The following is a 12375-nucleotide window of genomic DNA, read 5'->3' as shown; positions in this document are numbered from 1 at the left end:
GTTCTACCCCTGCTCGATGCGGACGAGATTGCCCGCGGGGTCTCGCACGGCGATGTCGCGGGCGCCCCAGGGTTGGCTGACGGGCTCCTGGAGGACCTCGGCCCCGGGTGCGGCCGCGATCTTGTCGAAGGTCGCGTCGAGGTCGTCGGAGCGCAACTGGAGCATCTGCAGCTCACCTTTGGCGAGCAGGGCCGCGAGGGCGTCTCCGTCCTCTTTGGAGCGCCCCGCATGCGGCTGCGACAACACGATCGCGATCTCGGGTTGGCTGTCGGTGACGAGGGTGATCCAGCGGAATCCGCCCTGGGCGACCTGGTTGCGCACCGTCAGGCCGAGGGTGTCGCGGTAGAAGGCGAGGGCGGCGTCGAGGTCCTCGGCGAGGACGTGCACGCCGCTGAGTGAAACGGTCATGGCACCGACGCTACGCGGATGAGGCGGCGGGTGTCTCTCCCCGACCCCGGCTTGCGGTCAACCCTGCACCCCGCCTCTGCGCGGCCGGGTCAGCACCATCGTCTGGCAGGTGGGCATCGCACGCAGCTCGTCGTGATTGCGGGCGCGATACATCGACGGCGTCTCACCGACGAGCTGAGTGAACCGGGCGGAGAAGGACCCGAGGCTCGTACAGCCGACCGCGAAGCACACCTCCGTCACGGTCAGGTCGCCGCGGCGCAACAGCGCCATCGCCCGTTCGATGCGGCGGGTCATGAGGTAGGAGTACGGCGTCTCGGAGTACGCCTCGCGAAAGCGGCGGCTAAAGTGCGCCGGCGACATCAGCGCCGTACGGGCGAGCGCCGGAACATCAAGCGGCCGCGCATACTCGCGATCCATCCGGTCGCGCGCCCGGCGCAGCCGACGCAGCTCGTCGATGCCAGCATTCACGCTCATATTCTGCACTTTCCTCCAGAGCTCCTCGCGGCTGGGCCTGCGGCCTGTGGCCGTGCCGCCGAGGGTCCGGATCGGCTGCCCTGCGTGGAGGACCGAAAGTGAGCAGTTTTGAAGAAGCGCCGGTCACCGGGCCACGCCTAGCCTGACGGCCATGGATCCGACGACTTCAGGAGTGACCATGACCGGCTCTTCCACCCAGGGAATCAAGACCGTGCTGCATCCCGTTTCCGACCTGGCGAAGGCCAAGGAGGTGTACGCCGCGCTGCTCGGTGTGGCACCGCAGACCGACGAGTCCTACTACGTCGGCTTCGAGGTCGCGGGCCAGCACATCGGGCTGGTGCCGGGCGGTGGGCCGCAGGGCATGACCTCACCGGTGGCCTACTGGCACGTGCCGGACATCGAGGCGAAGCTGGCCGAGGTGACCGCCGCGGGTGCCACGGTGAAGGAGCCCGCGCACGACGTCGGTGGCGGCCGCCTGGTGGCCACCGTCACCGACCTCGACGGCAACGTCCTCGGGCTGCTCCAGGACCAATGAGCGCCGACCCCCCGCTCCCCCGGGAGCGGGGTTCGTCGCGCACACCGGCTTCGGCCCGCGCGCCGGCCACGCCGTACCGCTGGTTCACGGGCCGAAGCGCCGTGGATGCCGTGGTTCTCGCGCCGAGCGCCACCCCGGCCGACACCGCCATCAGGTAGACAGTGGACTGTTGCCGCGACCGCGCCAGGACGACCAGACGTACTCTCGAAGCCGGTCGGATCGAGCCAGGCGACGCCGACGGCGACCGCGAAGGCGGCCCCCCCCCAACAGATGGAGACACGATGAGCATGGCCCCGAGGACGGACACGCAGTCGCCTGGGCTGCACGTTGCCGACAGCCACGATTTGATCCGCGTGCACGGCGCGCGCGAGAACAATCTCAAGGACGTCAACGTCGAGATCCCGAAGCGGCGGCTGACGGTGTTCACCGGTGTCTCCGGCTCGGGCAAGAGCTCGCTGGTGTTCGGCACGATCGCCGCGGAGTCGCAGCGGATGATCAATGAGACCTACAGCGCCTTCGTGCAGGGCTTCATGCCGACCCTGGCGCGGCCCGAGGTCGACGTGCTCGAAGGGCTGACGACCGCGATCATCGTCGACCAGGAGCGGATGGGCGCCAACCCCCGTTCGACGGTCGGCACCGTCACCGACGCCAACGCGATGCTGCGCATCCTCTTCAGCAGGCTCGGGCAGCCGCACATCGGTTCGCCCCAGGCGTTCTCCTTCAACGTCGCCTCGATCAGCGGAGCGGGTGCGGTCTCGCTCGAGCGCGGTGGGGAGACCGTGAAGGAGCGGCGCGAATTCAGCATCACCGGCGGCATGTGCCCGCGCTGCGAAGGCATGGGCAGGGTCACCGACATCGACCTGACCCAGCTGTACGACGAGAACCTGTCGCTCAATGAGGGCGCGCTGACGGTCCCCGGCTACAGCATGGACGGCTGGTACGGCCGGATCTTCAGAGGCTCCGGCTTCTTCGACCCGGACAAGCCGATCCGCAAGTTCACCAAGAAGGAACTCCACGACCTGCTCCACAAGGAGCCGACGAAGATCAAGGTCGAGGGCATCAACCTCACCTATGAGGGTCTGATCCCGAAGCTGCAGAAGTCGATGTTGTCCAAGGACAAGGAGGCGCTGCAGCCGCACATCCGGGCCTTCGTGGAGCGGGCGGTGACCTTCGACACGTGTCCCGACTGCGGCGGCACCCGCCTCAGCGAAGCGGCCCGGTCGTCGCGGATCGGCGGGATCAACATCGCCGATGCGTGCTCGATGCAGATCAGCGAACTGACCGAATGGGTCCGCGGCCTCGACGAGCCGTCGGTGGCGCCGCTTCTCGCGAAGCTGCATCACACCCTCGACTCGTTCGTGGAGATCGGGCTCGGCTACCTCTCGCTCGACCGGCCGTCGGGCACGCTGTCGGGTGGCGAGGCACAGCGCACCAAGATGATCCGCCACCTCGGGTCGTCGCTGACCGACGTCACCTACGTCTTCGACGAGCCGACGATCGGGCTGCACCCGCACGACATCCAGCGGATGAACGGCCTCCTGCTGAGCCTGCGTGACAAGGGCAACACCGTGTTGGTCGTGGAGCACAAGCCGGAGGCGATCGCGATCGCCGACCACGTCGTCGATCTGGGCCCGGGCGCGGGCACGGCCGGCGGCGAGGTGATGTTCGAGGGCACCGTCGACGGGCTGCGGGCCAGCGGCACCGTCACTGGCCGGCACCTCGACGACAGGGCCGCACTCAAGGAGTCGGTGCGGACACCGTCGGGCGTGCTCGAGGTGCGCGGCGCCGGCACCCACAACCTGCGGGACGTCGACGTCGACATCCCGCTCGGCATGCTTGTGGTGGTGACCGGCGTGGCAGGGTCGGGAAAGAGCTCACTCATCCACGGCTCGGTCTCCGGCCGAGAGGGCGTGGTGTCGATCGACCAGGGAGCGATCAGGGGCTCGCGGCGCAGCAACCCGGCGACCTACACCGGCTTGCTCGACCCGATCCGCAAGGCGTTCGCGAAGGCCAACGGTGTGAAGCCGGCGCTGTTCAGCGCCAACTCCGAGGGCGCCTGCCCCACCTGCAACGGCGCCGGCGTCATCTACACCGACCTGGCGATGATGGCCGGCGTCGCCACCACCTGCGAGGAGTGCGAGGGAAAGCGGTTCCAGGCATCGGTGCTGGACTACCACCTCGGCGGCCGCGACATCAGCGAGGTGCTCGCGATGTCGGTGACCGAGGCCGAGGGGTTCTTCGGCGCCGGCGAGGCGCGCACGCCGGCCGCGCACGCCATCCTCAAGCGGCTCGCGGACGTGGGGCTCGGCTACATCAGCCTCGGCCAGCCGCTCACCACGCTGTCCGGCGGCGAGCGGCAGCGGCTCAAGCTGGCCACCAACATGGCCGGCAACGGCGGCGTCTACGTCCTCGACGAGCCGACCACCGGCCTCCACCTCGCCGACGTCGAGCAGTTGCTCGGGCTGCTCGACCGGCTCGTCGACTCCGGCAAGTCGGTCATCGTCATCGAGCACCATCAGGCGGTCATGGCGCACGCCGACTGGATCATCGACCTCGGCCCCGGCGCCGGCCACGACGGCGGCCGGATCGTCTTCGAGGGCACCCCCGCCGACCTCGTCGCCGCCCGCTCGACCCTCACCGGCGAGCACCTCGCGGCCTACGTCGGCGGCTGACCGGGCCCTCACGGACACCCGGGAGACGAGCTCTCGCTCATCTGTTCCCGTGCAGCGCCCGAAGCCGGGTCCTGAGTCCGGCATCGGGCGCGCATGACCGCTTGAGCCAGGACGTCGCGGCCGTAAGGGACAGCGCCTGCGACGTCAACGCCCGTCCCAGCTGCGCAAACCGCTGCGACAGGCCGGGTTGGCCGATCACAGCCGCCTCGCGGAAACTCGCACCTTTACAGATCTTGTTCCCCATTTGTTACTAAAGCGCTATCAGATGATTTTCGTCACGGGATCACTCTTTTGATCAACCTTGCCCCACGCACCCCGAGGTGATCAGTGAAGAGTCGTCTGCTGTTAGCAGGGCTCGCCTGCGCGGGTATCGCGATTCCGCTGACGGTCGTCCCGTCTGCGGCGAATGCGGATCCCACACGGCCCCCCAAGTTCGAACATCTGAACGGCGCATTCGCCTACGCGGGCTTCCAACCCGCCTCCCTGGACTCCGCCCGGCAACTGAAGGTCCTCATCCAGGTCACCGGCACGCCCGTCGGCGACGCGGCCGCCGACGCCGCCGAGACCGGGAAGTCCGTCGACAAGCCCTCCCTGCGCACCGCCCTCCACAAGAAGCAGCAGAGCGTGGAGGAGAAGGTCAAGGCCGAAGGCGGAAAGGTCCTCACCACCTACACCGACAGCTTCAACGGCATGGCCGCCTCCATCCCGGTGCGCAGCCTGCCCGCGCTGGAGGCGGATCCCGGCGTCGTCTCCGTGCACCCGGTGCGCACGTTCAGCCGTGACAACACCGCCGCCGTGCCGTACATCGGGGCGCCGCAGGTGTGGCAGGACCTCGGCAAGACCGGTGCCGGGGTCAAGGTCGCGGTCATCGACACCGGCATCGACTACACCCACGCGAATTTCGGCGGCTCGGGTAATCCTGCCGACTTCACCCACAACGACGGGATGGTGATCGAGCCGGGCACCTTCCCGACCGCGAAGGTCGTCGGCGGCTACGACTTCGTCGGCGACGACTACGACGCCAACGACCCGGCCTCGACGCCCAAGCCCGACCCCGACCCGCTCGACTGCAACGGCCACGGCTCGCATGTGGCGGGCAGCGCGGCGGGCTTCGGCGTGACCGCGGACGGCAAGACCTACCGCGGGCCGTACGACTCCACCACTCACACGAAGAGCTTCACGGTCGGACCCGGCGTCGCCCCCAAGGCCTCGCTGCTGGCCTACCGCGTCTTCGGCTGCGAGGGCTCCGCGAGCGAAGACGTCATCGTCTCCGCCATGGAGCGTGCGCTCAAGGACGGAGCCGACGTCGTCAACATGTCGCTCGGCTCGCCCTTCGGCCGCCCCGACGAGCCCACCTCCCAGGCGGTGCGGACGCTGACCCGCGCGGGCGTGACCCTCGTCGCCTCGGCCGGCAACTCCGGGCAGAACGCCTACCTGGTCGGGGCCCCCGCCATCGCGCCGACCGCCATTTCGGTGGCCGCCATCGACGCCGCGCGCGCCCAGCTGCCCGCGACGAAGCTCTCGGCGGGCGGCACCGAGGTCGTGGCGCAGAACTCCAACGAGGCCCCGCTGCCCGCGGGAACGCTGTCCATCGCGGTGCTCCGCACGAGCTACCCGTCCGGCCCGTTGTCCCTGGGCTGCGACCCCGCCGACTACGCGGCCTACCCGGGCGGCGTCGCCGGCAAGCTGGTGATCAGCCTGCGCGGCACGTGCGCCAGGGTCAAGCGGGCCATCCTCGGCCAGCAGGCCGGCGCGGCCGCGGTCGCGATGATCAACAGCGATCCCGCCTTCCCGCCGCTCGAAGGCCAGATCACCTCCGACCCGGACACCGGTGAGGCCTACATCGTCACCATTCCGTTCCTCGGCATCAAGAGCACCGACGGCACGGCCGCCGCGTCACTGGACGGCAAGAGCACCTCGTTGCCGACGGTGTCCGTGCCCAACCCCGCGTACGCCCAGCTGGCCTCCTTCTCCTCCGGCGGCCCCGCCAACGGCGGCAGCGCGCTGAAGCCCGACGTGACCGCGCCGGGTGTCGCCGTCGTCTCCACGGGAGTCGGCACCGGCTCGGGCGCCGCGACGATCTCGGGCACTTCGATGGCCTCCCCGATGGTCGCCGGCGTGGCCGCGCTCGTGAAGGACGCGCACCCGGGCTGGCGCCCGGCCGAGGTCAAGGCCGCGATCGTCAGCACCGCCGACGCCACCTCCAAGATCGTTGGCTACACCGCCAGGGTCGCCGGCTCCGGCGTCGTGGCCGCGCGGCAGGCGGTCGGCGCCTCCGTGCTTGCCGAGACGGGCGACGGCGGAGGGAACCTGTCCTTCGGTCTGGAGACCCTGACCGGGGCGTACAAGGAGACCAAGGACCTCACCATCCGCAACACCGGTAAGACCTCGGTCACCTACGACCTCGCGACCGCCTTCACCGGGGAGTCCTACGGCGCGCAGGTGGCCGTCTCCCCCGCGAGCGTGACCGTCGGCCGGGAGAGCAGCCGCACGGTGCGGGTCACGCTGTCGCTCAGCACGAAGGCCGTGGCCGGGCTGCCGGCCGCCGAGACGAGCAACTTCGGCTCGGTCGTGCACATCCAGGGTGCGGTGACCGCCACGCCGCGCAAGGCCGCCGCGGGCGTCTACCCGCTGCGGACGGCGTTCCTCCTTGTCCCCGACGCCCAGTCGGAGGTGAGCGCCGGCAAGCCGGCGAAGTACGGCACGAGCGGAGGCCTCCTCACGACGTCGGTCAAGGTCCGCAACAGCGGGGTGCACGCCGGTGCCGCCGACGTGTACGCCCTGAGCATCACCGACGCCGACGACGTCAAGGGCGCGGAAGACTCGATGGACATCCGCGCGGTCGGCGTGCAGTCGCTCCCCGGATCGGCGCTCGGCGGCGCCGACACCGACCGGACGCTGGTCTTCGCCGTCAACACCTCCGGCCACTGGTCGAACGCCGCGGCCAACGAGATCGACATCCCGATCGACTCCAACGGCGACGGCGCGCCCGACCACATCCTGGTCGGCGCGGACTACGGCCTGGTCACCACGGGTGACTTCGACGGCAGGTTCGCGTCGTTCGTCTTCGACGCCGACGGATCCCTGGTGGACGCCTGGGTCGCCACGGCGCCGATGAACGGGGGCACCCTGCTCATGCCGGTGCTCGCCTCCGAGGTGGGCCTGACCCAGGGCGCGTCCCGCTTCACCTACACGGCGAGCGGTTTCTCGCAGATTCCCGAGGGTCTTGTGGACGAGACGGCGACGGCGGCGTTCGACGCGTTCGCCCCGGCGATCTCCACGGGGGCGTACGTGCCGCTGGCACCCGGCGTCTCGGCCACCGTCCCGCTCACCGTGGACCGGGCGAAGCTCGCGGCCACCCCGGCGAAGGGCTGGCTGGTCGTGTCCCTGGACGACCGCAGCGGCAAGCACGAGGCCGACACGGTCGACCTGGGCAAGCTGCCCGTCGTACACCACTAGTTCCGCCACACGCAGAGCGCCCGCCCGGAACCTCCGGGGCGGGCGCTCTCATGTGTGTGTGGTGTCGTCAGACGAGTGACTTGTAGACGTTCCAGCCGGTCGCGAGCTTGACTCGGCTGATGAAGGTGCCCTTGCCGGTGCCGGTCCAGCGGTACAGGTTGCCCTTGGTGTCACGGCTGAGCAGGTCGGCCTTGCCGTCCTGGGTCAGGTCGCCGATGCCGATCACGGCGTTGTAGGAGTTCCAGCCGGCCGCGAGCCTGACCCGGCCGCCGAAGGTGCCCTTGCCGTTGCCGTACCAGCGCCACAGATAACCCGACTTGTCGCGGCCGAGCATGTCGCCCTGGCCGTCGCCGTTGATGTCTCCGACGCCGACCATCATCGTGTAGCCGCCCTGGCCGGAGGCGATCTTCACCCGGCCCTTGAACTTGCCCTTGCCGTCGGCCGCGTACATCCACAACACCCCGGACTTGTCCCGGGCCACCAGGTCCGGCCGCCCGTCACCGGTCAGGTCACCCGGCGAGGTCAACACGTTGTACCTCTCCCAGCCCGTCCCAATGAGAGTGGACTTGTTCGTGCTCTTCGCGAAATACACCTGGCCGAAGCCCCAGTACGCGCGCAGCGCCCCCTTGGAATCCCGGACCAGCAGATCGGCCTGGAGGTCGCCGTTGAGGTCGCCGATCGGCACCAGCAGGGACGAGGTCGGCCAGATGGCGGTGAACCCGGCGTTGCGCAGCGTCCTGTTGGACTGCCCCTCGTAGGAGTAGAGCTTTCCGTCCGAGCGAACGGCCAGCAGGTCGGGGCGGGCGTCGCAGTCGTAGACGTGCGTGGGCACGCGGCCGCAGTCCACTCTCAGCACGCCGCTGCCCAACTGCGCGGGCACCGTTCCGCCGCTGTATTTGGCGGTCAACCGCCATGTGTAGGCGCCGCTCTCGGGAACGACCGTGTTCGGCTCCCGGCCGTTCCAGAAGGTGGTCAGGGCATTCCCGCCGCGTTCGGCCATGCCGGTGAGCGTCGCCACCTTGCGCCCAGTGATCTTGTGCGAGATGGTCAGCTCCCAGGAGTCCAACGGACGGCTCAGGTAGAAATACGCCGACCAGTACCACGACACCCTCGGTTCGGCGACGTCCGAGACGTCCGCTAGAGCGATCACCGGGGCGGAGTCCGGCACCCCGTCCGCCAGCACATGCACCCTGTTCTCGTCGTCCACGTAGGCGATGTGACCGCTGTACTTGTCCACGGTCCAGGTGATCCTGCGGTCATCCGGGAGGCCGCTTCCCGGCAGGTCGCCGACGGTGCGTTCCGCGGCGGGGGCGCCGGTGTGGAAGTCGGTCAGTTTCAGCTCGCCCGCCGTCCGATCGTGCCGCACGACGTATCCGTCGCCGAGCATGGCCTGGCCGGACGGCACCGCGAACCCACGATTGTTCGTCAGGTCGTACACCCCGGCCTGCTCGCCGTCACCGCAGGACCAGTAGAGCCATCGGGCGCTCGCCTGCAACTCGGTGGGGACACAGGCTGCTCCCGTCGTCACCGTACGAATCGGCTTGCCGGGGCTGGAAGCGCTCAGGGTCAGCGTCTCCGCCGTCAGCGTGCCGGGAGCGCTCGTGGACGTGCTCCACAACGTGGAGTACCAGAGCGCCGCCGCCTGCACCGGCCGGCTACGTATCACCTTGCCGGTGCCGGGGACGACAAGATACTGCGTCTTCGGGGAGGCGCCGTCGACCACCACATAGTCGCGGGAAGCATCAAGAACCTGGCCACCGCTTCCCGGCAACTGGGTCTGCGTGTGCGAGGTGTAGCTGTCCACCCGGGTCTCCAGGTAGGTCTTCCCGTCCGCCTCGGACAGGAATGCGTGGCCGTAGGAGTTGCCCTCGACGACCCGCACGCAGTCCTCACCCGCCGCGCATCGCACGGTGGAAGCGGGCATGCCCGCCGACAACGGCTTGGCCGTACCCGCGATCGGCACCGCTGCGATGCCCACGTCCTGCTGGTAGAGGGACAGCTTGCCGAGGATTTCGTCCACCCGGTTGAGGGTGCCGCGATAGAGGTTCAGGCCCCTGACGTCGGTGCCGACAGAAGGCAGCGGAAGGACGGCCTTCACGCTGAGCGCACCGTCCGAGCCGGCTGTGACGCGGTGCGCCGCCCAGTCGCCGACGCCGGAGCCGCCGACGAACACGGTGCTGTCGTCCGCGGCGAACAGTGCGAGGGTCGAAACCGACGCGATGTGGTCGAGCACGGTGCTCGGTTCGCCGCCGTCAAGGGGCAGGGCCGTCACCCTCGGCCCGAGCGTGGTGTCCGAGACCGCCGCCCGCACCACGAGGAATGTGTCACCGATCGCCGCCACCGGATTCGAGTCGGAGGGCAAAGCCAGGTCCCGCACCTGCGCGGACACGTCAGCGCGTGGCATCCAGTGCAGCGTGGGGACGCCGGGAGCCCACCAGAGGACACGATCCGCGGTGAGCATGACCCGCAGATCGGCACGACTGCTCGTCATCGCGGGAATCGGCGTGACGGCCGCGGTGGCGGGGTCAAGCAGGCCGAAACGGTACTGGCCGGCCTGCTTGTAGGAGATCAGGGCGCCCCGGTCGTCGGCGGCGTGCGGTTGCACGGCGAGGCTGAGCAGCATTGAATCGGTGGGAAGCCCGGTGAAGGCGGAAGACTGCGTGGAGCCCGGATCGATGCCGAGCAGCAGTCCGCCCGCATCCAGGCCTGTCCGGAGGGCCATGACCTTGCCGGCGACGGTGCCGCGGACGACGTAGCCCGCGGGGACGGGCATCTCGCGAAGCGCGCCGGTATGCGGATCAAGCACGGTGTAGGCACCCTCGCCGAGGGCCGGGCTCGGGTAGAGGACGAGCAGGTCGCCTCCGGCGCCCACCGGGCGCACGAACGTGCCGGACGGGAGTGTCCGCAAGCCGGGAACCTGCTTCGACGCACCGGACGCGTAATCGGTCCAGGTGTATCCGTCGAGGCCTTCTTGCTGGTGCAGGAAACCCGTGGTGCCGCCCGCCAGCGGTTTGTCCGCCCGCGGGGTGGCTCGTACGGGAGTCGTGATCACGATCTCCTGAGACGCGGGCGCCGCGGCCTGGGCGGTCGGCGCGCTCGCGGCGAGCGGAGCGGCGACGGCGGCGAACGCGAGACCTGCGGTCAGCGCGCGAACGACGAGTCGTGCCCCGCGGAGACGACGTCTGTACGGAAACTCGGCCGGCGCGTGGGTGAACGGCCCCACGGATCCCCCTTGGTGCTGTGCCCGAACGCACCACGAAGATCCGCTTTCGCGACCGTGGGATCGGACAGTCCAGATTGGCCCCAGTTGATTACTCGGGTCATGACCGTAACCGATCAAGGAGTTGACGTGATGGGCCCCGACGTCACGATCACACAACTACCTTTCAGGCACACATGGAGCGCCGGGGGGGTGACGAGACTTACGGGGTTGCCGCGCTCGCCGATGCCAGAGGGATGCGCAGGACGAAGCGGGCGCCCCGGTCGCTGTCCTCGATCGTGAGCGTGCCGCCATGGCTCTCGGCGACCTGCCTGGCGATGGGCAGGCCGAGCCCGGTGCCGCCGGAATCCTTCCTGCGCCCGGCCTCCAGCCGCACGAAACGCTGGAACACCGCCTCACGGTCGGCCGGTGCTATCCCGTCGCCGTCGTCGGCTACCTCGAGCACCGCCGTACCAAGATCTGATTTGGTTTCACCGCCTTCGCGGTACACGCGCAGGGTGACGGTGGAGGTGGCGTGCCGAATGGCATTGGCGACCAGATTGTTGACCAGCCGCGCGAGCCGTACGCCGTCGCCTTCCACGACCGCATCCGGAGCCAGGTCGCAGACGAGCTCCTTGTCGCAGTGGCGACGGCCGCATTCCGCCCGTGCGACTTCGGCCAGGTCGACCCGCCGGCAGGGGGTCGGCGCGCCCGCGTCAAGCTTGGCGAGCATCAGCAGGTCGGACACGATCGCCTGCAGCCGGTCCAGGCCGGAGAGCAAGGTCTTGCCCAGCGTGGGCACGTCCACCTCGTCCGGGGCCAGGAGGGCCTCTTCGATCTCCGTACGCATCCCGGTGATCGGGTTGCGCAGGTCGTGGGAGATGTCGAAGGTGAACTGCCGTTCGCGCTCCATCATCGCCTGGAGCTGATCGAGGGTCTTGTTCACGGTCGTCGCCAGATCATGCGCCTCCCGGTGGCTGCGCGGCGGCACCATCACCCGGTCGCTCAGCCGTGTGGGGTGCAGATGGCCGAGCTCGGTCCGGACGAGCCGTACGGGCTCCATGTATCCGACGATGATGCGATAGCTGGCGAAGACGATGACCCCGACGATGATCACTGTTCCTGAGATCAGCAACAGCGCGAGGAACGGGTCGACGTAGAAGGGCACCGTCGGCACGGCGCCGTAGATGGTCCACATCCTGCCGTCTTGTCCCGCCTCGACGGCGACGACCAGAACGCAGTCCTTCGAGGGGATCGCCTTGCTACAGACGATCTCGGCCTTCTCACTCTCGGTGTTGGCGGGCAGGAAATTCGCGATGGGCGGCCGACCGTGCAGGTTCGCGGTGGAGGCGACCACCTTGCGCTCGGAGTTCAGGACCTGGACGTACGGGACCCCGCGTTCACCGATGGGATCTTGCACCTCTCCGCGGGGAACGAGCGAGGCGACCTCGGTCGCCGTCGCGGTGACCGAGTCCGTGAGCGAGTCCGTCGTCAGCCGATGAACGATGAAGATGACAATGCCCGATAACAGGACGCTCAGCAGTGCCACGACAACGCCGAGGAAGAGCATGAACCGGGCTTTTTCCGTGTATTGGCGGATGCTCACTTCCCGGACCCCCCTTCCCCGC

General features: G+C 69.1%; 7 protein-coding genes. 3 read left to right on the top strand and 4 right to left on the bottom strand.

The window, feature by feature from the left end:
- Positions 1-3 precede the first annotated feature (3 nt).
- Both Pth03_RS04805 and Pth03_RS04800 read right to left on the bottom strand, forming a co-directional pair.
- A complete protein-coding gene (locus Pth03_RS04805; protein WP_203942871.1) occupies positions 4-408 on the bottom strand; it encodes a VOC family protein in 405 nt (134 codons plus the stop codon).
- Between the two features lie 57 nt (positions 409-465).
- A complete protein-coding gene (locus Pth03_RS04800) occupies positions 466-882 on the bottom strand; it encodes a helix-turn-helix transcriptional regulator (protein ID WP_239118760.1) in 417 nt (138 codons plus the stop codon).
- A 178-nt stretch (positions 883-1060) separates the two neighbouring features.
- Here Pth03_RS04800 and Pth03_RS04795 point away from each other — a divergent pair, with 178 nt between their 5' ends.
- The 3 genes from Pth03_RS04795 (at position 1061) to Pth03_RS04785 (ending at position 7548) form a co-directional block, all read left to right on the top strand.
- Positions 1061-1417, top strand: coding sequence for a VOC family protein (locus Pth03_RS04795; protein WP_203942870.1), 357 nt, complete (start codon positions 1061-1063; stop codon positions 1415-1417).
- A gap of 281 nt (positions 1418-1698) precedes the next feature.
- Complete coding sequence (locus Pth03_RS04790) at positions 1699-4089, top strand: ATP-binding cassette domain-containing protein (RefSeq protein WP_239118759.1); 2391 nt, start codon at positions 1699-1701, stop codon at positions 4087-4089.
- Between the two features lie 327 nt (positions 4090-4416).
- Positions 4417-7548 (top strand): S8 family serine peptidase, encoded by a 3132-nt coding sequence (locus Pth03_RS04785; protein WP_203942869.1) that lies wholly within the window; start codon positions 4417-4419, stop codon positions 7546-7548.
- Between the two features lie 67 nt (positions 7549-7615).
- Here Pth03_RS04785 and Pth03_RS04780 read toward each other — a convergent pair whose 3' ends face one another.
- Together Pth03_RS04780 and Pth03_RS04775 are read right to left on the bottom strand one after the other, a co-directional pair.
- Positions 7616-10771, bottom strand: a complete 3156-nt coding sequence (locus Pth03_RS04780) for an FG-GAP repeat domain-containing protein (protein WP_203942868.1) — start codon at positions 10769-10771, stop codon at positions 7616-7618.
- A 199-nt stretch (positions 10772-10970) separates the two neighbouring features.
- Entirely contained in the window at positions 10971-12353 is a 1383-nt protein-coding gene (locus tag Pth03_RS04775) for a sensor histidine kinase (RefSeq protein ID WP_203942867.1), read from the bottom strand.
- Positions 12354-12375: the final 22 nt, after the last annotated feature.

It is taken from the genome of Planotetraspora thailandica (assembly GCF_016863335.1).
In the GTDB taxonomy this organism is placed as follows: domain Bacteria; phylum Actinomycetota; class Actinomycetes; order Streptosporangiales; family Streptosporangiaceae; genus Planotetraspora; species Planotetraspora thailandica.
This window is presented reverse-complemented; position numbering and strand designations above follow the sequence as displayed.